Raw genomic sequence first — 23,234 nt, 5'->3', positions numbered from 1 at the left:
TACCTGTCTTTAAAAGGCACCCATCTATTTAAAAGCGCGTGGAAGCGCCAGGTATTCACCTGAGGTACACACTGCTTATGACAACTTCTGCACACACCCGCCTTCCTGAATCCGGCGACGTCGAGGCCTGCGTCGACGCGGCCGTTACCCGCGCCCATTCCTGGCTGCGTGCCAGCGAAGGCGAACAGGATAAGGGAACCGAGCAGCTGGCCCAGCTGCTCCGCGACTCTGAAGGCGTCGCATTCACCATGGACTTCGTCGACCGAGTCATGCGCCCGGAAGACGATAAGGTCGCAGCCAACGCACTGAAGAAGATCACCCAGCGATTCGACCCAGCCTTCCTAGGCCTTATCAACGGCACCCTGGTTGGCATGGGTGGTTTCTTTGGCCCCATTTTGCCGAACCTGGTCATGCCGCTGGCACGCCTGCGCATGCGCCAGATGGTAGGCCACCTCGTTTTGGACGCTGAGTCCGAGTCCTTGGACAAGATGCTGGATAAGGCAGCCGAATCCGGTGAGCACCTCAACCTCAACCTGCTGGGCGAGGCAGTTCTGGGCGAGGACGAGGCCCGCTCCCGTGCAAAGCGCACGCTCGACCTGATCAAGAACCCAAAGGTCACCTACGTTTCCGTCAAGGCTTCTTCCATGGTGGCCCAGCTCAACCCATGGGACATCGATGGTTCCGTCGAGCGCCTGAAGGAGCGCTTGCGCCCACTGTATGAAGAGGCCGTCAAGCGCTCTCCTAACGTATTCATCAACCTGGATATGGAGGAGTACCACGACCTTCACCTGACCATCCGCCTGTTCAAGGAGCTGCTCTCCGAGCCGGAATTCAAGAACCTAGAAGCTGGCATCGTCTTGCAGGCTTACCTGCCAGATACCTTCGAGGCCCTGCAGGAAGTAGCGGAGTTTGCCAAGGAGCGCGTGGCAACCGGCGGCGCCAAGGTCAAGGTCCGCATCGTGAAGGGCGCGAACCTGTCCATGGAGCACGTCCAGGGTGAGGTCCATGGCTGGCCGGTTGCTACCTACACCGACAAGGCAGACGTGGATGCGAACTACTACCGCCTGCTGGATTACATCGTGCGCCCGGAGTTCGCCGACTCCGTGCGTATCGGCGTTGCTACCCACAACCTGTTCACCGCCGCTTTGGGCTACGAGCTCGGCAACGCCCGCGGCGTGCTGCACATGCTCGACTCCGAGATGCTGCAGGGCATGTCCCCGGCACAACAGGCTGCAGTCCGCGAGGTCTACGAGGGCCGCCAGATCCTCTACACCCCGGTCGTCCACGCGGAGGACTTCGACGTTGCCGTGTCTTACCTAGTCCGCCGCTTGGAGGAGAACTCCGCCAGCCAGAACTTCCTCTACGCGCTGTTCGCGCCGGATGAACCGGAGCGCGATTCCCGTGGCAACAAGCGTGCCGGCACCCCGATTGAGCAGCAGGAAGCTCACTTCCGCGCGGCAGTAGAAAACCGCTGGGAGACCTTCGCCGGCCCAGAGCGCACCCAGAACCGCATCGAAGAAGAGGCTGCGGGTGAAGGCCGCCAGGCCCCACGCGGTGGCCGCTTCACCAACGAGCCGGACACCGACCCAGCCCTGGAAGCCAACCGCGAGTGGGCGCATAAGCTGCTGAGCCAGGACCCAGGCCACCACGGCATCGACGAGGTCACCGATCCGGAGGCCGTGAACGCGGCAGTTGCCACCGCCTCTTCGCTTGCCGACGCGTGGGGCGCCAAGCCCGGCGCAGAGCGCGCTGCCGTCCTCGAGACCGTGGCAGACAAGCTGGCGGCTACCCGCTCCCGTCTCATCAACGTCGCAGCCTACGAGGCCAACAAGACCATCACGCAGACCGACCCAGAAATCTCTGAGGCCATCGACTTCGCCGTCTACTACGCACACTCTGCTCGCCTGCTCGATGAGGCACGCTCTAAGTTCACCCCGAACCGCGTCACCGTGGTCACCCCACCGTGGAACTTCCCTATCGCTATTCCGGTAGGCGGCATGCTCTCCGCCCTAGCTGCGGGTTCCGCCGTCATCATCAAGCCGGCGCCACAGGTTGTCCACTGTGCCAAGGTGGCAGTCGAGTGCGTACACGCCGCGTTGGAGGAGCACGGCCTCGACCGCGACCTCGTCCAGCTCGTGCTCACCGATGAGGGCGAAGCAGGCAAGGCTCTCATCTCCCACGCGGATGTCGATGCTGTCATCCTGACCGGCGCATCCGATACCGGCAAGCTCTTCCGCTCCTGGCGTCCAGAGATGAACCTGATGGCGGAGACCTCCGGCAAAAACGCGCTCATCATCACCCCGGCTGCGGACCCTGACCTGGCTATTGCGGATCTTTATCTCTCCGCATTCGGCCACTCTGGTCAGAAGTGCTCTGCTTCCTCCCTGGTCATCTTCGTCGGCGCCGCCGGCACTTCCGAGCGCCTGCGCGACCAGCTTCTCGACGCCGTGCGCACCCTCAAGGTAGGCCCAGGCTATGACATCACCACCACCATGAACGGCCTGGCCGAGGCACCAAGCGAGAAGCTGCTGCGCGGCCTTACCCAGCTGGAGCCAGGCGAGAGCTGGCTGCTCAAGCCGGAAAAGCTCAATGAGGAAGGCACCCTGTGGTCCCCAGGCATCCGCGATGGTGTGAAGCCGGGCTCCTGGTTCCACCTCAACGAGTGCTTCGGCCCAGTGCTCGGCATCATGCACGCCGAAACCCTCGAGCAAGCCATCGAGTGGCAGAACTCCACCGGCTACGGTCTGACCGGCGGCATCCACTCCCTCGACGACGATGAGATCCAGTACTGGATCGACAACGTCGAGGTCGGCAACGCCTACGTCAACCGCGGCATCACCGGCGCCATTGTCCAGCGTCAGTCCTTCGGAGGCTGGAAGAAGTCCGTCATGGGCCCAGGCGCCAAGGCAGGCGGCCCGAACTACGTGCCGCAGATGGGCTCCTGGGCAGACGGCGAGCTGCGCCCACGCGAGGTCGACGTCCCAACGGCGGTGGCCAACGAGCTGCGTAACCTGGCAAGCCGCGCCGCGCTTTCCGACGCCGACGTCGAATGGCTCTGGCGCGCCGCCGAGCTCGACCAGCTGGCCTGGATGGAAGAATTCGGCCGCGACCATGACCGCACCGGCCTGATTTCGGAGGCGAACATCTTCCGCTACGTGCCGCTGCTAGACAAGCTGCGCGTGCGCATCGGCGAAGGCTTCGCACTGCGCGACGTCATCCGCCAGGCACTCGCCGCCGCAGTCACCGGAACCAAGGTGGAGTTCTCCGCTACCCCGGCCGTCGCAGAGCAGCTCGCGGTGCTGGGCATCGAGGTGCGCCAGCTTTCCGATGCCGCCTTCGCATCCGAGCTCTCCCGCGCCGAGTCTGCCCGTGTACGCACGCTCGGCGCCGTCGCGGACACCGCTCGCGAGGCAGCCGTGGAGTCCAACTCCGTCATTCTTGACCAGCCAGTTCTGGCCGACGGCCGTCGTGAGCTGCTGCCTTACCTGCTGGAACAGGCCGTATCGGTGACCATGCACCGCTTCGGCATCATCCGCTCCGTCGCCGGCATCGAGCGCTAACCCGGCGCCCAGCCGCTACCAGCAGCCAACCGTGGCTGCGTAGCAATCGCCCGTCTCCTGCACTTTTAGGAGACGGGCAGATGTATTCATATGGCAAGATAGGTCAGGTGAATTCCAAAGATACATCTGCCTCATCTGCCAAAGACTCCGTGGCAGTCCCACAGGGCGCCGAGAATGCCGAGCACCGGCTACCGCAGCCACTCGTCAGCAATGACGCCGAGAGCGTGGGCTCCGATGCGCCGAAGCCGATTCGTGAGGATCTGAAGACGGAGGTCTTAGCAAAAGATTTCCGCACGCTGGCAAAGGCCTCTGGTCGATTTATCCTCATCATCGCGGCTGCGGCCATTGCTGGTTACCTGCTGAAGTTCCTATGGACCGGCCTCCTGCCAGTCATCCTGGCCATCTTGGTCGCCACGGTCCTCTACCCTGTGACCGCATGGATGCGCACGAAGCTGCGCTTCCCCGGCGCGCTGGCCGCTGCCACGACTCTGCTGGGCTTCTTCGCCATCGTCACCGGCATCTTCGCCGCAATGGCGCCGACCGTGAAAAACCAGAGCCAGGACTTAATCCACCAGGCCCAAGGCGGCATCGATGAGCTCATCAAGCTCGGCGAGAAGCTCCCTGTCGATATTGATGAGACCAAGGTTCAGCAACTCATCGATGATGTAACCAACGCGGTTAAGGGCCAGGCCTCCCACATCGCCACCGGCGTCATGAGCGGCTTCTCCACGGTCAGCTCCATCGTGGTGACCATCGTCATCATGCTCTTCTTGACCTTCTTCTTTATTAAGGAAGGCGAGAAGTTCCTACCGTGGATGCGCAAGTACACCGGATTCCCAGCCGGTTGGCACTTGACTGAGCTGTGCAACCGCATTTGGAAGACTCTCTCGGGCTACATCCAGGCCCAGGCCACCGTCGCGCTTGTCGATGCCGTTCTCATCGGCCTCGGCCTCATGGTCCTGCAGGTACCGCTGGCATTCGTCATCGGTGTCGTGACTTTCTTCGCGAGCTTCATTCCGCTGGTCGGTGCGATTACCGCCGGTGCCCTCGCCGTTATCGTGGCCCTGGTTTCCCACGGCCTGACAACCGCACTGCTTGCCCTGCTCGTGGTCGTTGCAGTCCAGCAGATTGAGGGCAATGTCCTACAGCCGATCCTGCAGTCCAAGGCTATGGGCCTGCACGCTGCGGTCATCCTTCTGTCTGTCACGGTGGGCTCTGCGCTGGCTGGCATTATCGGCGCATTCCTCGCGGTGCCGGTGGCGGCGACCATTGGCGTCACCTTCCGTTACCAGGCGCTGGTTACCGCCATTCGCGCTGGTGAAGTTGACCCGAACGAGGCGGAGATTGTCACCGGTGCCCCGAAGCCGAAGCGCAAGGCCCGCCTGCAGAAGCAGAAGGAAGACTCCGAAGCCCACATCGATGCTTCCGGCAGCAGCCCAGAGCTCGACGCCGCCCGATCCGTGGAGAAACTCGACCCGGATTCCCCACGCGCCAAGGTCCGCGAGCTCTACAACATGATTGCGCCGAAGGCTTCCGCTTAGTCCTCTTCGCGGCCCCGCTCTCCAAATGGTGAGGTCGCCCCACAACTCCTGCGGCTACAGTTACCTGCTGGGGCGCATGTTGCGTGACCTCACCATTTGTTCCTCACCATTTGGGGCCGGACCATCTAAGGCCGGACCATCTAAGGCCGGACCAAATTGCACCGGCCCCAATTCCGCCGAGCTAGGAGCGCGGTAGAAAGCCCAATTCCCGCACAGCATCAGCTAACTCATGTGCAGCTCGGGGAAGCGCATCATCCCAGGCGCCAACGGAGGACTCGTTGGCTGGGTCAGATACTTGCTTCAACAGGGTGACTGGTACGCCAAAACGCTGACACACTGCGGCGATGGCGTAGCCCTCCATGTCACAAAGTCCAGAGTCGACAGCCAAGCGGTCACGAGTAGCGGTGTCGGAAACAAACGTGTCACCAGTGGCCAGGCCCTGAACCGGGAACTTGCCGCTCGTGGGAAGCTCAATTACCGCAGGCAGCAGGTAACGGGAGATATCGCTTAACACTTTGAGCTGGAAGTCGTGTTTGACCACGCGGTCAACCTCATAGACCCCATCCAGCCCATCGCGCAGCGCGCCCACTGTGCCGATGTTGACCACGCGCTCCGGCAAAGTACCCTCCTCACGCGCGACGGTGAGGTACTCAGTAAGCGAAATTGCCGCAGGCAGAGTACCAATTCCCGTAACGAGTAAAGGCGTGCCTTCCGGAAGAGCGGCTGCTTCTTTATCGACGGCAGCAACAAACAGAATGCGGGCGCTGTAATCAATCACATTAAAGAATTCTACCGTTACACCGGTGAAGCCTTAGCCGCGCAGGCGCTTGCCCACGAAGCCCGCGGCCAGAGTGTTGCCATTGGCCTGGTCGATGAGCAAGAAGTTACCCACCGCGCCGCGCGCCGCGTAGTCCTCAACAGGCAGCTCAGCCTGCGTTTGCACGGTGATGTACGCGATATCGTTGAGGCTCGCCTTCTCCGGCGCCTCATCGTCAGCCACACCATCCAAGTCCAGGATGCGGTCTACCGATGCCACGCGGGCCTTGACCAGCGAGGTTCCATAGCGCAGCTTGAGCATCTGCCCCGGCGTGATGTCCTTTTCTGTGAGCACCACCGCAGTCGCAGCAAACTCACGGACATCGGCCGGGCGGGCGCTGCCCGCCAGCAGGTCACCACGAGTTAGGTCAATTTCATCGGCCAAACGCAGCACCACCGAATCACCAGCAGTCGCGCGCTCGTCGGGGCCAAGTTCGCCGTCGGTGGTGTCGATGTGTGTGACCGTTGTCGTCCGACCATGCGGCGCGGTCACCTCGTCACCGACCGCAACCGTGCCCGCCTTGATGCGTCCCGCGTAGCCGCGGTAGTCCGAGGCATGCTCGCGAATCACGTGCTGAATGGGGAAACGGAAATCCAGCTCCTCCGCGCGGCCACCGGCCACCGGGATGGTCTCAAGGGTTTCCAGCACCGTCGGGCCGGTGTACCACTGCATCGACGCGGATTTCTCCACGACGTTATCGCCCTTCAGCGCGGAAATCGGGATGACCGTGGAATCTGTAATTCCCAGGCGACGTGCAATCTCACCAAACTCCGCCTCAATCGCGCGGAACGTCGCTTCATCATAATCCACCAGGTCAATCTTGTTGACTGCAAAAATCACGTGGCGCACGCCCAGCAGCGCAGCCACGTTCAGGTGGCGACGCGTCTGCTCGACGACGCCGTGTCGGGCATCGATAAGCAGCACCACCGCCTGGGAGGTGGACATGCCGGTGACCGTGTTGCGCGTGTACTGCACATGGCCCGGGGTATCCGCCAAGATGAAGGTGCGCTTGTCCGTCGCAAAGTAGCGGTAGGCCACATCGATCGTGATGCCCTGCTCGCGCTCGGCACGCAGGCCGTCGACAAGCAAGCTCAAATCCATGCCGTCGAAACCGCGGTCCGCCGAGGAGCGTTCCATGGATTCTACCTGGTCCGCCAGCACAGACTTGGTGTCATAAAGAAGGCGGCCAACGAAGGTGGACTTACCGTCGTCCACAGAACCTGCAGTGCACAGGCGCAGCGTCTCGCGGGTGGTGAGGCGTTCGACGAGTGAAGAATTAGTCATCAGAAGTAGCCTTCCTTCTTGCGGTCTTCCATGGCGGATTCAGAAAGTTTGTCATCCGCGCGGGTCGCGCCGCGCTCGGACAGGGTGGAAACGGAAATCTCCGCCAGGATTTCCTCCGGGGTCGAGGCCGTGGATTCAACGGCGCCAGTGCAGGACATATCGCCCACGGTGCGATAGCGCACGGTCTTCTTTTTAAGCTCCTCGCCCTCGCGCGGGCCACCCCACTCGCCCGGGCACAGCCACATGCCATTGCGATTGAACAGCTCGCGTTCGTGGGAGTAATAGATGGAAGGAAGCTGCAGCTCGCGCGCGCCGATGTACTCCCAGATATCAGACTCGGTCCAGTTGGAGATTGGGAAAACGCGCACGTTCTCACCGGCCATCTTGCCGCCGTTGTAGAGATCCCACAGCTCTGGGCGCTGGCGGCGCGGATCCCAGCCGCCAAAGGAATCGCGGATGGAGAAGATGCGTTCCTTCGCACGCGCCCGCTCCTCGTCGCGGCGGGCGCCGCCCAGCACGGCGTCGTACTGGCGCTGCGCGATGGTTTCAACCAGCGGCACCGACTGCAGCGGATTGCGTGTACCATCAGGGCGTTCCTGCAGCTCGCCGCGGTCAATCCAATCTTGCACCTTAGCCACGTGCAGGCGCGCACCGGTCTCAGCAACCAAGCGGTCACGGAATTCGATGACCTCCGGGAAGTTATGCCCGGTATCAACGTGCACAAGCTCGAAAGGCACCACCGCTGGTGCAAAGGCACGGCGCGCCAATTCGAAGACCACCACGGAATCCTTGCCGCCGGAGAAAAGCAGGCCGACCTTATCGAACTGGCCCGCTACCTCGCGCAGGATGTGGATGGACTCATTTTCCAAGTCCTTTAAGTGGGGCGAAAGTGTGTTCTTCTGTGTCATTCGTGCAACCCGCATTCTGTCTTGCCGTCTCCAAAAATCCTGCCGGAACGAGCGTCCTCGCCCTTACCCACCGGGAAGGTCAAAGGCGCACAGCCGATAGAGCGATAGCCTTTCAGCGTCAAGGGATGGATAATCAGATCATTGTCCGCGATATAGCAATCCGTATCTGCCAAATCCCAGGTAATCATCGGCGAAATCTTTAACCTTCCGTGCTGGTCCAGGCTCAGCGCTGGGGCCGTGGCGCGGTGTTCAGAATCCGCGCGGCGCAGACCGGTCACCCAACCAACGTATGGGTCCATCGCCATGTTCAGCGGTTCCACTTTGCGCATACGGTTATATGCGCTGGTATCACGTGCATATAACCTCGGACCATAGATTTCGTCCTGTTCCTCCGGGCTCAGCAGCGGTTTCACGCGGACTAGGGGGAGGTCCGCATAGCGCTCCTCAACCTCGTTGGCCACAGCCAACGTCTCCGGGAAGTGCCAGCCAGTGTCGATGAAGAGCAGGTCTGCGTCCAGCTGTGCGCGGTGCGCGAGCTCCGCCAGAACCGTGTTTTCCATCGACATCGTCACTGCCAGCCGGCCCGGCGCGTGCTCTGCAGCCCACGCCATGATGTTTTCGGCGGATTCTGCATAGAGCTTGTCCGCCCATTCATCGACAAGGCGCTCGTTTTTCGCGGCAATATCTTGGTTGAGCGGCGCGGTATCGCGCGTGCCTTCCGGGCTAATGCTGGGGTCGCGGTAGGGCTTGTCGCCGTCCAGCAGGTTTAACGATTGGGTCATGCCGACTCACTTTAGGCAAGGCGGCGCATTCGTGCAGGAGACATTGCGCGCTGAACACGCGAATAGTCCGATGAGCTTGGGGCAATGCAAGAATAAAAATTGCCATAACTGAACAGGTCAGACTAGATTATTAGACAAAACGGTCTATAAACAATAAACCAAGGAGGTTTCCATGCAGCGTGTCGCAATCGTCGGCGATGGCCCGGCGGCGCTATCCACAGCTGAAAGGCTCATCGGCGCCGGCATGTGTGTGGACCTCGTCTGCGCCAGCCCACCGAGCAGCCCGAAGACTGGGCCACCGTCACCCGCCGCGCGCAACTTGCGCCAGTCTGCCTTTAACGCTCAAACGTGATTCAGCCGATACCACCTGCACGCGGCTAGTCACATTCTTCACATTCGCATTAGACTCGACCGAGTTAATTTCAATTCTTAAGTAAAGGTCGGTCTAGTAGAGCTAGTTCGCATTCTGGTCTCTCGATCAAAACCCTATGGTGGCTTCGTGCTTGCAGTCATTGTGCTCCAAGCACTATCCACCGCCGCCACCTTGTATCTGCCCTCGCTCAACGCTGACATCATCGACAACGGCGTGGTCAAGGTGGACATCGACTACATCTGGCACACCGGCGGCATCATGCTCGCCGTAGCTTTCGCCCAAGTCATTACCGCCGTCGCCGCCGTGTGGTTTGGAGCCCGCACCGCCATGGGCGTCGGCCGCGACCTGCGCAGCGAGGTCTTTCGCCGCGTCGCTCGTTTCTCCGCCGAGGACATGGGCCACTACGGCACGCCCACCCTCATCACGCGCGGCACGAACGACGTCCAGCAGGTGCAGATGGTTTACCTGATGATGTTGGACTTCATGGTGGCCGCACCCATCATGTCCATCGGCGGCATCGTCATGGCGGTGCGCGAGGATGCCGGATTGTCCTGGTTGGTCTGGGTCGCCGTGGCGGTTCTCCTCGGCGTGATTTCCGCGCTCATCGCCAAGCTCATGCCGCTTTTCCACAGCATGCAGGACAAACTCGATTCCCTAAACGGCACCCTCCGCGAACAAATCGTGGGCATTCGTGTCGTGCGCGCCTTCGTCCGCGAGGCCCACGAGACCGAGCGCTTCACCAAGGCCAACCACGATCTCACGCAGCTTTCCTTGAAGATCGGCCAGATTTTCGTCCTGATGTTCCCCATCATCACTGTCATCCTCAACGTCGCTACCGGCGCCGTGCTGTGGTTCGGTGGCCACCGCGTGGATGAGGGCCTTGTGGAAGTCGGCGCGCTGACCGCGTTCTTGCAATACCTGCTGCAAATCCTCGCCGCCGTCATGATGGGCACGTTCATGGCCATGATGCTGCCCCGCGCCGTTATCTGCGCTAAGCGCATCACCGAGGTACTGGAGCACGAGCCTTCCATCGCCGAGCCTGCGAAGAACGTGACGCCGGAGCGCAACGACGGCGTCGTCGAGTTCCGTGACGTCACATTCACCTACGCCGGCGCCGACGCCCCGGTCCTCCACGACATCTCCTTCACTGCCCGGCCCGGCCAGACCACCGCCATCATCGGCTCCACCGGCTCCGGCAAGTCGACCTTGCTGCACCTGATTCCGCGTTTGTATCTGCCCACCGAGGGCCAGGTGCTTCTCGACGGCGCGGATGTCTCCCGCATGAACCGCCAGGACATCGTCAAGCGCGTGTCCCTCGTGCCGCAAAAGCCCTACCTGTTTAGCGGAAGCGTGGCTTCTAACCTGCGCCTCGGCCGCCCTGAAGCCACCGACGAGGAGCTGTGGGAAGCGCTGCGCATCGCCCAAGCAAACTTCGTGGAAAGGGACGAAAAGGGCCTGGACATGCCCATTTCCCAAGGCGGAACGAACGTCTCCGGCGGCCAGCGCCAGCGCCTATCCATCGCGCGCATGCTCGTTGCGCGACCGAAGGTGCTGCTCTTCGACGACTCCTTCTCTGCCCTCGACGTGGTCACCGACGCGAACGTACGTCAGGCCCTGCACGAGAGCCCGCTGCTTGCCGACGCCACGATGATGGTCGTCGCCCAGCGCGTGTCCTCCATCATGGACGCCGACCAAATCCTGGTCATGGAAGCCGGCCGCATCGTTGCCCGTGGCACCCACGCCGAGCTGGTCGAAGGCTCTGAAACTTATAAGGAAATCGTCGATTCTCAAGCCACACCAGTAGAAGGTGAGCAGTAATGGCAAGCACTGCACAAGATGCGCACGGCATGACCGAAGAAGAGCTCCACGAACTCGAAGCCAAGACCGCCGGGGACGATTGGTCCGGCAACGCCCCACGCAAGGCTAAGGCATTCTGGCCTTCCGCGAAGCGCTTGTTCGGGCTGCTCATGCCCTTCAAATCGCGGCTTATCATCATCGCATTGATGAACATCGTCTGCGTATTCCTCGCGGTCTACGCACCGAAGGTGATGGGCAAGGCAACCGACGTCATCTTCGCCGGCGTGCTTTCCAAGCAGCTGCCGGCGGGCACCAGCGAGGAGCAGGTCATCGAGGGCCTGCGGGCGGAAGGCAAGGACACCTTCGCGGACATGGCTTCCGCCATGGACCTGCGCCCAGGCCTGGGCATCGACTTCACGCAATTGGGCCGCATCATCACCATCGTCATCGCGATGTACTTGGTCTCCGCGCTCTTCCAGTGGTGGCAGGGTCATATTCTCAACTCATTGGTGATGCGCGCGGTCTATGACCTGCGCCAACGCATCCAGGCCAAGGTCAACGCGCTGCCGCTGAACTACTTCGACACCAACTCCCGCGGCGACCTGCTCTCGCGCACGACAAACGACGCCGACAATATCCAGACCGCGCTCCAGCAAGCGGTCTCGCAGGTCTTCTACGACCTGCTCATGGTGGTGGGCATTACCGTCATGATGTTCTCCGTGTCTTGGCAGCTCGCACTGGTGGCCCTGCTTTCGCTGCCGCTGACCGGCATCGTCATTGGTGTCATCGGCGCGCGCTCGCAGAAGCAATTCGCCACCCAGTGGCGTGCCACCGGCCAACTCAACGGCCAGGTGGAAGAGGCCTTCTCCGGGCACGACCTCGCCTTGGTCTATGGCCGCATGGACGCCATGACCGAAGAATTCGATGAGCGCAATGAGGAGCTTTATAAATCTGCATCGCAAGCGCAGTTCCTCTCCGGCATGATGATGCCGGTCATGCAGTTCATCTCTTATCTGTCCTACGTGGTCATCGCCGTGATGGGCGCGCTGCGCGTGGCCCACGGCCAGCTCACCTTGGGTGGCGCACAAGCCTTCATTCAGTACTCCCGCGAGTTCAACCAGCCGCTGGGCCAGCTGGGCGGCATGATGCAGCAAATCCAATCCGGTGTTGCTTCCGCCGAGCGCGTCTTCGAATTCCTCGACGCTGAGGAACAGCGCCCGGACACCGCGACCTCGCACTTCGAAGGCCGCGCGCGGGGCTTGGTGGAGTTCCGCGGCGTGGACTTCTCCTACTCGGAAGACAAGCCGCTCATCGAGGATCTCAACCTGCGCGTTGAGCCGGGCCAGACCGCCGCCATCGTCGGGCCTACCGGCGCGGGCAAGACCACGCTGGTCAACCTCATCATGCGCTTCTACGAGCTGAATTCCGGCACCATCACTATCGATGGCAATGACACCGCCGAAATGTCGCGCACCGAACTGCGCTCGCAGGTGGGCATGGTGCTCCAGGACGCTGTGCTCTTTGAGGGCACCATCATGGAAAACATCCGCTACGGCCGCCTAGATGCCACCGACGAGGAGGTCATCGAAGCAGCAAAGGCCACCTACGTGGACCGCTTCGTGCGCGCTTTGCCCGATGGCTACGACACACTCATCGACCAAGACGCCGGCGCTATCTCTGCTGGCGAGCGCCAACTTATCACCATCGCACGCGCCTTCCTGGCCCAGCCGGCGTTGCTCATCCTCGACGAGGCCACCTCCTCTGTGGATACCCGCACCGAGATGCTCGTCCAGCACGCGATGAATGCGCTGCGCGCCGACCGCACCTCCTTCGTCATCGCCCACCGTCTTTCCACCATCCGGGATGCGGACCTCATCCTCGTCATGGAGGAAGGCCGCATCGTCGAGCAAGGCACCCACGCCGAGCTGCTTGCCCGCGAAGGCGCCTACTGGCGGCTTAATCAGGCGCAGTTCGCCGAAGAGGACTAGCCTTTCGGCGAGTGCGTCGAAAAGCTGTGCCTCGCGTTTGCCGGCTGGGCTCGGTTCGAAACCGCGATGAATACCGACTCCCATCTTTGCGCGCCCACCGTTTAGGCTGTTTATATCTGCGCGCAACTTTATAAGGAGTCCGTGAAATGACAGCCGTCTTCGGTTGGCTAGCCATCCTCGTTTCGATCCCCGTGTGGGGCTACTTTGCGTACCGCGCATGGGGCATGTTCGCTTTCATTCGCTCCGGCGGGCCAACTCTGCTGCAGCGTTTCGACCACCTAGGCAAGCGCCTGTGGCGGGTCGTGGTGGAAGTATTCGGCCACACGCACTTCAAGGGCCGCCCCTTCGTCAACGCGGCGCACTGGGCAGTCATGGTGGGATTCCTCTTCGGCATCCTCGTCTGGTTTGAAGCCTATATCCAGACCTTCGCGCCGTCGCGAGGCTGGCCGCTGCTATCGCATTGGTCGGTCTATCACTTCATCGAAGAGGTCCTCGGTATCGCCACCGTTGTGGGCATTAGCTTCCTCATCGGCGTTCGCCTCAAGTATGGACACACCGAGCGCGGCTCCCGTTTCTACAACTCCCAGCCAGGCCCTGCCCGCATCGTCGAGGCCGTGGTCTTCCTGGAGGGGCTTGGAATGCTGCTGGTCAAGGCGTCGAAAATCGCGGCGTTTGGCCACGGCTCCCCGTGGGCGGATTTCCTTTCCATCCACCTGGCCAAGCTGCTTCCCGCCTCGCCAGCGCTGGTGTCCTTCTTCGCGCTGTTCAAGCTGCTTACCGGCCTGATTTTCATCTTCCTGATTTCGCGCCACTTCACCTGGGGCGTCATGTGGCACCGCTTCATGGCGTTTTTCAACATCTTCTTCCAGCGCAACGTCAGCGGCGACAAGGCACTCGGCTCCCTTCCGACCCCGGACCTCGAAGAAGACATCGCCCCCGGCAGCTGGAAGATGCTGCTCGATACCACCTCGTGCACCGAGTGCGGCCGCTGCCAGGACCTTTGCCCGGCGTGGAACACCGAGAAGCCGCTGAGTCCGAAGAAGTTCGTGATGGACATACGCGATGCCGCCGTCGAGAACTACAACCCGCACGAGGGCGTCAACGTGCTGGCAATGGCAAACGCCATTGACGACGACGTCCTCTGGTCCTGCACCAACTGCGGCGCCTGCGTGGACCAGTGCCCGACCGACATCGAGCACATCGACCACATCGCTGACCTGCGCCGCTTCAAGGTCTTGGCGGAATCCGACTTCCCCTCTGAGCTGACCGGACTGTTCAAAAACATTGAGACCAAGGGCAACCCGTGGGGCCGCAATAACTCTGAGCGCCGCGCCTGGATCGATGAGGCACGCGCCGACGGCATCGAGGTGCCTATCATCGGCGAGGACGCCACGGACTTTGCCGACATGGAGTACCTGTTCTGGGTCGGCTGCGCCGGTGCCTACGACGAACAGGGCCGCAAGACCACCCGCGCCGTGGTGGACCTGCTGCACACGGCGGGCGTGAAGTTCGGCGTGCTTTCTACTGGTGAGACCTGCACCGGCGATCCCGCGCGCCGTGCTGGCAACGAGTTCCTGTTCCAGATGATGGCGCAGCAAAACGTTGAGACCCTAAACAACGCTTTCGAAGGCGTTCCGGAAGGCCAGCGCAAGATCATCACCACCTGCCCGCACTGCTTCAACACGCTGCGTAACGAGTACCCAGACTTCGATGGGCACTTCGACGTCTTCCACCACACCCAGCTGCTCAACCGCCTAGTGCGTGAGGGCCTGCTCAAGCCGATCCCGCGTACCCCGGAAAACCGCAAGCCAATTACCTACCACGATCCGTGCTTCTTGGGCCGCCACAACAAGGTCTTCGATCCGCCGCGTGAGCTGCTGGAAGCCACTGGCGTTTCCCTCCGTGAGATGGACCGTAACCGCGACGAGGCCTTCTGCTGTGGCGCTGGCGGCGCGCGCATGTTCATGGAGGAAAAGCTAGGCACCCGCATCAACGAGTTCCGCGCGGAGCAGGCCATCGCCACCGGCGCGGAGGAGATTGCCACGGGTTGTCCATTCTGCAACGTCATGTTCACCGGCGGCGTTAAAGCGCTTGCCGACGCCCCCGGTTCTGCAGCAGCGTCCGCTGCACCTGCCGTCACCGACGTTGCCCTCATGCTCCGCGCTTCCGTCGCCGACGCCGACGGCGCCCTCCCCGAGCCGCGGCCGAAGGCGTTCCTCGGCACGCCTACCCGTCTGCGTGCGTCCGAAAAGCCAGCTGCCACGGCCTCCCCGGATGCTCCTGCGTCTCCTGCGTCTTCAGATGCAACGACCGTCGACCCCGCTGCGCCGACCGAAGCAACTGCCAGCGCACCTACCACCAAGGCTGCTGCCCCGACCGCTCCCGCTCCGGCCGCACCCCCGGCTCCTGCAGCTCCCGCCGCACCAGCTGCACCAAGCGCTCCCCAAGCGCCATCCGCACCAACAGCTCCTCCTGCACCTGCAGTTCCCGCCGTGCCAGCTGCACCAGTGCCGCCGGCAGCGCCTGCAGCACCAGCAGCGCCAGCACCAACTCCGCCCGCACCGCCAGCCGCGTCGGGAGCCACACCGCCACCTGCACCTGCAGCACCGAGTGCGCCATCAGCGCCTGCACCCGCGGCACTAAAGGCATCCACACCGGCAGCGCCTGCAGCACCAGCACCGAAGGCTCCAACACCGGCGCCGCCAAGTGCGCCGGCTGCTCCTGGCGCAACTTCACTGCCAAAGGCACCTACCCCGCCAGCAGCACCACAGTCGAGTGCGGATACGCCGCAGCCACCAACTCCGCCTGCACCGCCGGCGCCTCCAGCACCACCGGCCGCTGACTAATTTCGTAAATCTGGAGCAACGACTTCCTTGAGTTGCTCCGGATTTTTGTATTTTGGGGCACCGGAAGTGTGTGGACTCTGAGGGCGTTTTTAAAAATGCACCCCTGGAAAACCAGACCTTGAGGTCGCGATTAAAAAGTTTAGCCATGAAACTATCTGCGACCTGGAGGTCTGAGTATCCAGGTGTGGGGTTCCAGGTCTGGGCTATTGCGGGGAGACGGAGAAACGCGAAACAACGGAGCCCGGGCAAGACCTTTTGCATTACAAGTTAGCCACAAGTGGGCCACAAATAAGCGACGGATAAACCAAACTTGCTGGATGAATAGGCAGTCGGGGTACTCGCCGCGTACGCTGTTCACATGATTTTCGACGCGTTAAGCGCCGCCGACACATTGGTGCTCGCATCTGGGGAAGCTGACTACACCCCCTCCCTCGTCTCCTTTGCATGGATCATGGCCGCCGCTCTTCTGGCCCCGTTGGTCTCCTACATGCTCAAGAACAAAATGCCCGCCGTGGCCCTGCTCATCATCTTCGGCATGATCATCGGCCCCTCGATGCTCGACCTCGCCCACGAGGACCCCGGTATCGGCATGGTCAAAGAGCTAGGCGTCGGCGCATTGTTCCTGCTAGCCGGCTTCGAGATCGAAATCTCTACCCTCAAGTCCAAGGAAGCCATCACCGGTTTCTCCACGTGGCTTATCTGTCTCGTCGCATGTCTGGCCGGCGCATATTTCCTGCTGCATGACATCCCTAGTGCCATCGTCATGGCAATCGCACTGACCTCCACCGCGCTCGGCACGATTACGCCGATGCTCAAGCAGGACAAACTCATCGGCACCAAAGTCGGCGACTCGGTCATGATTCACGGCGCCATCGGCGAGGTCGCTCCCATCACCGCCATGGCTCTCCTGCTGGGAACCCGCTCCACGCTAGGCACCATGCTCATCCTGCTGGCGTTCATCGTCATCGCCGTCGGCGTCGCTGTCATGCCGCGCGCGCTCATCGTCGCAGTGCCGTGGCTCAAGACCGCATTCCTTTCCGGCGCTGGCTCCACGAACCAGACCATCCTGCGCCTTATCATCCTCATCCTGGCCATCCTGATGGCCGTCACCTCGGTCTTCGAGCTCGACATCGTCCTCGGCGCATTCGCAGCAGGCATCATCCTCAACCGCATCATCCCCGACGAGTTCCATAAGGGGCTCGAGAACCGCCTCGACGTTGTCTTCTATTCCATGCTGATTCCGGTCTTCTTCGTGGTCTCCGGCATGTCCATCGACTGGCACGTCATCGTCAACAACCCGCTCAAAGTGCTTGGCATCCCCGCCCTCATTCTCGTCACCCGTGGCCTGCCCGTTTTCCTGCGCGAGAACATCCACCACACAGGGTCCGACATCGAGACCACCCGCGAGCGTCTCCAGGTGGCCCTCTACGCAGCAACGGGTCTACCGATCATCGTCGCTGTCATGACCATCGCAGTCAGCTCCGGCATCGTGGACGAGGAGACCTCCTCCATCTTCGTCGCCGGTGGCGCACTGACCGTCGCCATCTTCCCTCTCCTGTCCAGCCTCGTTAAGGGCAAGGAAGAAAACGAGCAGTCCAAGGCGAAAGCCGCCGAGTCCAAGAAAGAAGAAGAGGACTCCGAAGCAGCGCTTGACGACGCCATCGATGACGCCAAGCAAGAGGGCCGAGAGGGCACTTTACAAGAAGGCGCCGAGAAGGAATGATCGCTAGCAGCATACGCATGTGTCCTCCGGTTTTCCTATAGTAAAACCATGACGCATAGCTTCGGAGCCTCCCCTTTTGATCCCGCGAATTCGATGCGCCTATCCGACGCAGAGAAGACCGACGCCATCAACGATCTCGCCCGCGCCGTCGGCGAGGGCAGGCTCAGCATGGAGGAATTCGAGGAGCGCTCTGACGACGTCATGCGCGCGAACACGCGCCGCGAACTCGTGCCGCTGTTTGCCGATATTCCAGCCGTATCTTCCACCGAAATCAAGGTCTATTCCCGTGGCGAGGTCGAGCGTGCCTATCAGTCCAGCAAAAAGCCGCGCCTGGCCACCGCGCTGATTGGCTCGATGGCCTTAACCTTCGCCGCCACCACCTGCTTCGTCGTTTCCGAAACCGCCGGCACGATTGCTCTCCTCAGCGGCGTGGGCGCACTGTTCCTCATCCCAGCGCTGTGGATTATGCTCTACGTCGCCAAAATCGGCCCAGAGTCCTGGCACCGGCCCTCCCCGCGCAAGATTGAGCGCCAGCACCGCCGCGAGCTTTTGCAACTAACGGCCCAAGAGCGCGCCCAGCAGAAGGCTTTGGAGCAAGCGCAGTGGGCGGAGAGGCGCCGCCAAGCAGGTGAGCTGACCAGCGAGGCCATGAATCTGGCCAAGCGCAAGCTTGAGCAATGGAACAAAAAGTAGTCTAGTTGAGACCTTAATAGCCTGTAAGTGGCAGAATATTTTCCATGACTACACCGAACAACCGCATTTTTGACCAATCCACCAAGCTTCAAGGCGTCGCGTATGACATCCGTGGTGAGGTCTCTGCGGAGGCGGAGCGCATGGAGCTAGACGGCCATAGCATCCTCAAGCTGAACACCGGCAATCCTGCCGTATTCGGTTTCGATGCCCCGGACGTCATCATGCGCGACATGATCGCAGCGCTGCCGACTTCCCAGGGCTATTCCACATCGAAGGGAATCATTCCGGCGCGCCGCGCGATTGTCACCCGCTACGAGCTGGAGGATTTCCCGCACTTCGACGTCAACGATGTCTACTTGGGCAATGGTGTTTCTGAGCTCATCACCATGACCACGCAGGCGCTGCTTAACGACGGCGACGAGGTACTCATCCCAGCCCCCGATTACCCTTTGTGGACTGCCGCCACCTCCCTAGCGGGCGGTACGCCGGTGCACTACCTGTGTGATGAGGAGGATGACTGGAATCCTTCGATCGAGGATATCCGCGCGAAGGTCACAGAAAAGACTAAGGCCATCGTGGTCATCAACCCGAATAACCCAACGGGCGCCGTCTACTCCCGCGAGGTTCTGCAGCGCATTGTAGACGTAGCGCGTGAGTACAACCTGCTAATTTTGGCGGATGAGATTTACGATCGCATTCTTTACGACGGCGCGAAGCACATCTCGATCGCGTCCCTCGCTCCGGATCTGCTGACGATTACCTTCAACGGTCTTTCCAAGGCTTATCGCGTGGCTGGTTACCGCGCTGGTTGGATGGTTCTGACCGGCCCGAAGAGCCATGCACGCGGCTTCATCGAGGGTCTCGACCTACTGGCGGGCACCCGCCTGTGCCCGAACGTTCCGGCACAGCACGCAATCCAGGTAGCTCTCGGCGGACGACAGTCCATCTACGGGCTCACGGGCGAGGGCGGTCGCCTGCTCAAGCAGCGCAACGTGGCCTACGAGAAGCTCAACGAGATCCCGGGCGTTTCCGTCACCAAGCCGATGGGTGCTTTGTACTGCTTCCCACGCTTGGATCCGAATGTCTACGAGATTCACGACGATTCCAAGCTGATGCTGGATATCCTGCGCTCGGAGAAGATCCTGATGGTCCAGGGCACTGGTTTTAACTGGCCAAACCCGGACCACTTCCGCGTGGTTACCCTGCCGTGGGCTTCCCAGCTGGAAAACGCTATCGAGCGCCTCGGCAACTTCCTGGCCAGCTACCGCCAGTAGCTCAAGCCGCCTTTCTAAGTGAAAGGCCTCGTATTTGTTTGCAATTTTTGTGCGCAGTTGCCATTTGAACTGACAATCGTTCACAATAAGCTGCATGGGCAAACACACGACGGCTTCCAAGCCGGTGGTCTCCTTTCCTAGTGGAGGCCGCCTTTATTTAGCGACGAACCAAAACCCGTGGCGTCTCGCGCTGCTTATCGGGCTTGCGCTGGCCGTCCTTGTAACCATCATCGGCGCTATTTTCCTGCGCCCTACCACTTCTCCGGTAGATCACACGAGCGCAGAGTTCTCGCAGACTTACGCTCTGAACCACCCGCAGGCCGAGGGCACGGTCAAGACTGTCGACCACGCCATCTGCCAGTCGGATCAGACCGGCAAGGCCTTCGACAAGCCACCACTCATTCCGGCGGAGCCAGGTGGCGATTGCACCCGCTCCCTCATCGATATCACCTCCGGGGACAACGCAGGCAAGATGACCCAGCTGGTGCACTTTGGCGTCGCGGGTGACCCAGACTTGCAGGAGGGTGACAAGATCCTGCTCTCCGAGGCCACCGGCCCCAACGGGGACGTAGACTATGCCTTCGCCGATTATCAACGCAGCGGCAACCTCGTCCTCTGGGCCATCATCGCCGCTATCGTCATCATTGCTTTCGCGGCATGGCACGGATTGCGCTCGCTCATTGGCCTGGCAATTTCGCTCGCAATCGTATTCTTCTACTTGCTTCCCGCTCTCGTCGAGGGCACAAACCCCTTGGGCTTGGCATTGGTAACCAGCGCCGCCATCATCTTCATCGTTGTACCACTCGTGCACGGGTTCAACTGGAAGTCCGCCTCTGCTTTGGGCGGTGCACTCATCGCCCTGCTGCTGGCGGCTTTCCTGGCCAGCTCCACTATCAACTCAACGAGCCTGCAGGGACTTAGCTCCGAAGACAACCTCAAGCTCCTGCTCTACATGCCCGGAGTTTCCATCGTGGGTGTCCTGCTCTGCGGATTCATCATCGGCGCGCTGGGCAGCCTCAACGATATCTCCATCGCGCAGGCCTCCACCGTCCGCGAGCTCAATGAGCTCAACCCCGAAGCAGGCCCTGCGGAGCTGTTCAAGTCCGCCATGAAGGTCGGCCGCGACCATATCGCTTCCATGGTCTACACCATCGTCCTCACATATACCGGCGCGTCAGTGCCGCTGCTCATGCTGATTACAGCAGCTCAGCGCCCGGCGGGCCAGATTCTTTCCAGCGACCTCGTAGCCACCGAGCTCCTGCGCTCCGCCGTGGGTGCAATGGCACTGACCCTAGCAGTGCCCATCACCACTCTCATCGCAGCGCTGACCATCCCGCAGCGTGAGGCGGGTCCCGAACCTGACGCTACTAATAGCGCCCTGTCCGTTCGCTAGAGGCTGCGGCCCAGCGCCTCGATGGTCCAGCCGGCCTGCTTCCACGCCTCAACGTCGAGGACGTTGCGGCCGTCGATGATGTGTTTGTTGGTGACCAGCTCCGCCACTTCGGCGGGGTCCAGCTGGCGGAATTCTTGCCATTCGGTGGCGAGAATAACCAGCTCGCTCTCGCGCAGAGCTTCCTCACAGTCAGCGGCGTAGTTCAACGTAGGAAACACCTTGCGGGCGTTTTCCATGCCCTCTGGGTCATAGACGGTAACCGCAGCGCCAGCCAAGGACAAAGAACCCGCCACGGACAGCGCTGGCGAATCGCGAACGTCGTCAGAGTTCGGTTTGAAAGCGCATCCCAGAACTGTCACGCGGTGGCCTAACAGCGAACCCTGGAAGGCCTCTTTAGCCATGTCCACGGTGCGGTCACGGCGACGCATATTGATGGCATCGACCTCACGCAGGAAGGTCAGCGCTTGGTCCGCACCCAACTCGCCGGCACGTGCCATGAATGCACGAATATCCTTCGGCAGGCAGCCACCGCCGAAGCCCAGACCTGCGCCCAAGAACTTACGGCCGATGCGCTCGTCGTAACCGATAGCATCGGCAAGCTTTACGACGTCCGCGCCCGCAATCTCGCAGATCTCAGACACGGCGTTGATGAAAGAAATCTTGGTGGCCAGAAACGCATTCGCAGAGACCTTGACCAGCTCGGCAGTCTGCAGGTCAGTCACAATAAACGGCGTATCCTGCGCCAACGGCTTGGCATAGACTTCACGGGCTACAGCCTCGCCGCGGGACTGCCCGCCCCGCACGCCCAAAACGATGCGGTCTGGAGCGATGGTGTCCTTTACTGCATAGCCCTCGCGCAGAAACTCTGGGTTCCACGCGATTTCCACGTGGCTGCCCTCCTGGGCCAACTCATTCGCCATCTCCTGCAGCTCCGCCGCAGTTCCCACGGGAACGGTGGACTTACCAAAGATGACGTGCTCGCCTTTGAGGCGCGGTACGAGCTCCGTGATGACAGACTTCACGTAGGTGAGATCCGCGGCGTAGGAGCCGTGGGCCTGCGGGGTGCCAACGCCGAGGAAGTGCACGTTGGCGAACTCCGCGGCGTCGTCATAGCTGGTGGAAAAATCTAGGCGGCCGGCCTCGATGTTGCGCTCGAGTACCTCCGGCAGGCCGGGCTCGTAGAACGGCACGCGGCCGTTCTTGAGAGCTTCAATCTTGCTTTCATCAACATCTACACCGAGTACCTCGTGGCCGAGCTCCGCCATACAGGCGGCGTGAGTCGCACCTAGGTAGCCGGTACCAATCACAGTCATACGCATAACCGGGAATTTTAGGCGCGGTTGACCTGAAGCGCGCGGCGAGAACGAAAAGTTTAACGGAAGTTCAGATAGGACTTCGACGGCGTCGGTCCACGCTGGCCCTGGTACTTCGAGCCCAGCGCGCCGGAACCATACGGAGCCTCCGCCGGCGAAGACATCTTAAAGATAGCCAACTGGCCCACCTTCATCCCGGGCCACAGCGAAATGGGCAGGTTAGCGGTGTTGGACAGCTCGAGTGTGATATGTCCGGAGAAGCCCGGATCGATGAAGCCTGCCGTGGAGTGCGTCAGCAAGCCTAGGCGACCCAGGGAGGACTTGCCCTCCAAGCGGCCTGCCAGGTTGGCCGGCAAGGTGAACTTTTCCAGCGTGGCGCCCAGCACGAACTCGCCGGGGTGTAGGACGAAGGCATCACCCTCGGCCACCTCCACCTCACTGGTGAGGTCCGGCATCTCCTGCTTGGGGTCAATATGCGTATAGCGCGAGTTATTAAACACGCGGAAGAACTTGTCCAAGCGCACATCGATGGAGGAAGGCTGGACCATCTCGGCGTCGAAAGGGTCGATGCTCAAACGCTCGGGAGCATCAGCGGAAATGGCGGCACGGATATCACGATCAGAAAGAAGCACGGTTGATAGTCTACCTCCCCACTGGGCCTTTTATGGCCTTAGGCGGCGGCGGTGCTAAGCTTTACGACGATGCACAAGATGCATTGCGCCGACGTAGTTTAATGGTAGAACTGCAGCTTCCCAAGCTGCTGGCGCGGGTTCGATTCCCGTCGTCGGCTCCACTTATTTTCCCATTTCATGGACTAATTTCATACTTACAGGATGGACCATGACAGCCCCTATCTTCACGCCCAAAACCACAGCGGATCTTCGCGCTGAGTGTGAGCATCTACTCCAAGAGCTTGCGCCCCGCACAATCGATGAACTCCGC

16 protein-coding genes and 1 tRNA gene are annotated in these 23,234 nt (G+C 61.3%); 11 read left to right on the top strand and 6 right to left on the bottom strand.

Annotated elements, in window-relative coordinates; translation table 11 throughout:
- Positions 1-77 precede the first annotated feature (77 nt).
- Together HMPREF3158_RS07440 and HMPREF3158_RS07435 are read left to right on the top strand one after the other, a co-directional pair.
- Positions 78-3,560, top strand: coding sequence for a proline dehydrogenase family protein (locus HMPREF3158_RS07440; protein ID WP_070497922.1), 3,483 nt, complete (start codon positions 78-80; stop codon positions 3,558-3,560).
- Positions 3,561-3,667: 107 nt separating this feature from the next.
- A complete protein-coding gene (locus tag HMPREF3158_RS07435) occupies positions 3,668-5,101 on the top strand; it encodes an AI-2E family transporter (protein ID WP_246816196.1) in 1,434 nt (477 codons plus the stop codon).
- A 181-nt stretch (positions 5,102-5,282) separates the two neighbouring features.
- On the opposite strand, the gene HMPREF3158_RS07430 is transcribed toward HMPREF3158_RS07435, so the two are convergent.
- From HMPREF3158_RS07430 to HMPREF3158_RS07415, 4 genes are read right to left on the bottom strand one after another with little or no spacing between them, the layout of a single operon-like run.
- Positions 5,283-5,879 carry a nucleosidase gene (locus tag HMPREF3158_RS07430; RefSeq protein ID WP_070455371.1) on the bottom strand — a complete coding sequence of 199 codons (597 nt, stop codon included), beginning with the start codon at positions 5,877-5,879 and terminating at the stop codon, positions 5,283-5,285.
- Between the two features lie 33 nt (positions 5,880-5,912).
- Complete coding sequence (locus HMPREF3158_RS07425) at positions 5,913-7,202, bottom strand: sulfate adenylyltransferase subunit 1 (protein ID WP_070455369.1); 1,290 nt, start codon at positions 7,200-7,202, stop codon at positions 5,913-5,915.
- Positions 7,202-8,110 (bottom strand): sulfate adenylyltransferase subunit CysD, encoded by a 909-nt coding sequence (gene cysD, locus HMPREF3158_RS07420; protein ID WP_061924952.1) that lies wholly within the window; start codon positions 8,108-8,110, stop codon positions 7,202-7,204. Before cysD ends, HMPREF3158_RS07425 begins: the two co-directional genes overlap by 1 nt.
- A complete protein-coding gene (locus tag HMPREF3158_RS07415; protein WP_061924955.1) occupies positions 8,107-8,892 on the bottom strand; it encodes a phosphoadenylyl-sulfate reductase in 786 nt (261 codons plus the stop codon). The genes cysD and HMPREF3158_RS07415 overlap by 4 nt, the downstream gene beginning before the upstream one ends.
- Positions 8,893-9,064: 172 nt before the next feature.
- Between HMPREF3158_RS07415 and HMPREF3158_RS13185 the strand changes: the two genes are divergently transcribed.
- The 8 genes from HMPREF3158_RS13185 (at position 9,065) to HMPREF3158_RS07375 (ending at position 20,979) form a co-directional block, all read left to right on the top strand.
- Positions 9,065-9,244, top strand: coding sequence for a hypothetical protein (locus tag HMPREF3158_RS13185; RefSeq protein ID WP_061924958.1), 180 nt, complete (start codon positions 9,065-9,067; stop codon positions 9,242-9,244).
- Between the two features lie 147 nt (positions 9,245-9,391).
- Positions 9,392-11,083, top strand: coding sequence for an ABC transporter ATP-binding protein (locus tag HMPREF3158_RS07405; protein ID WP_246816195.1), 1,692 nt, complete (start codon positions 9,392-9,394; stop codon positions 11,081-11,083).
- Positions 11,083-13,050 carry an ABC transporter ATP-binding protein gene (locus HMPREF3158_RS07400; RefSeq protein ID WP_070455366.1) on the top strand — a complete coding sequence of 656 codons (1,968 nt, stop codon included), beginning with the start codon at positions 11,083-11,085 and terminating at the stop codon, positions 13,048-13,050. Before HMPREF3158_RS07405 ends, HMPREF3158_RS07400 begins: the two co-directional genes overlap by 1 nt.
- A 146-nt stretch (positions 13,051-13,196) precedes the next feature.
- The gene (locus HMPREF3158_RS07395; RefSeq protein ID WP_070497916.1) at positions 13,197-15,896 is read left to right on the top strand and encodes a (Fe-S)-binding protein; all 2,700 of its coding nucleotides are present in this window, start codon (positions 13,197-13,199) and stop codon (positions 15,894-15,896) included.
- 358 nt (positions 15,897-16,254) lie between these two features.
- Positions 16,255-17,619, top strand: coding sequence for a cation:proton antiporter (locus tag HMPREF3158_RS07390; protein ID WP_083291055.1), 1,365 nt, complete (start codon positions 16,255-16,257; stop codon positions 17,617-17,619).
- A 48-nt stretch (positions 17,620-17,667) separates the two neighbouring features.
- A complete protein-coding gene (locus tag HMPREF3158_RS07385; protein WP_246815570.1) occupies positions 17,668-18,312 on the top strand; it encodes a DUF1707 SHOCT-like domain-containing protein in 645 nt (214 codons plus the stop codon).
- A gap of 44 nt (positions 18,313-18,356) precedes the next feature.
- Positions 18,357-19,586, top strand: a complete 1,230-nt coding sequence (locus HMPREF3158_RS07380) for a pyridoxal phosphate-dependent aminotransferase (RefSeq protein WP_061924969.1) — start codon at positions 18,357-18,359, stop codon at positions 19,584-19,586.
- A gap of 94 nt (positions 19,587-19,680) precedes the next feature.
- Positions 19,681-20,979, top strand: coding sequence for a YibE/F family protein (locus HMPREF3158_RS07375; protein ID WP_083281207.1), 1,299 nt, complete (start codon positions 19,681-19,683; stop codon positions 20,977-20,979).
- On the opposite strand, the gene HMPREF3158_RS07370 is transcribed toward HMPREF3158_RS07375, so the two are convergent.
- Both HMPREF3158_RS07370 and dcd read right to left on the bottom strand, forming a co-directional pair.
- Complete coding sequence (locus HMPREF3158_RS07370) at positions 20,976-22,298, bottom strand: UDP-glucose dehydrogenase family protein (RefSeq protein WP_070432263.1); 1,323 nt, start codon at positions 22,296-22,298, stop codon at positions 20,976-20,978. The two genes, HMPREF3158_RS07375 and HMPREF3158_RS07370, sit on opposite strands and share 4 nt — an antisense overlap.
- A 53-nt stretch (positions 22,299-22,351) precedes the next feature.
- Positions 22,352-22,924 carry a dCTP deaminase gene (gene dcd / locus HMPREF3158_RS07365; protein WP_062036915.1) on the bottom strand — a complete coding sequence of 191 codons (573 nt, stop codon included), beginning with the start codon at positions 22,922-22,924 and terminating at the stop codon, positions 22,352-22,354.
- A gap of 87 nt (positions 22,925-23,011) precedes the next feature.
- Here dcd and HMPREF3158_RS07360 point away from each other — a divergent pair.
- A tRNA-Gly gene (locus tag HMPREF3158_RS07360) sits at positions 23,012-23,085 on the top strand.
- Positions 23,086-23,234 lie beyond the last annotated feature (149 nt).

It is taken from the genome of Corynebacterium sp. HMSC06G04 (assembly GCF_001807365.1).
In the GTDB taxonomy this organism is placed as follows: domain Bacteria; phylum Actinomycetota; class Actinomycetes; order Mycobacteriales; family Mycobacteriaceae; genus Corynebacterium; species Corynebacterium simulans.
This window is presented reverse-complemented; position numbering and strand designations above follow the sequence as displayed.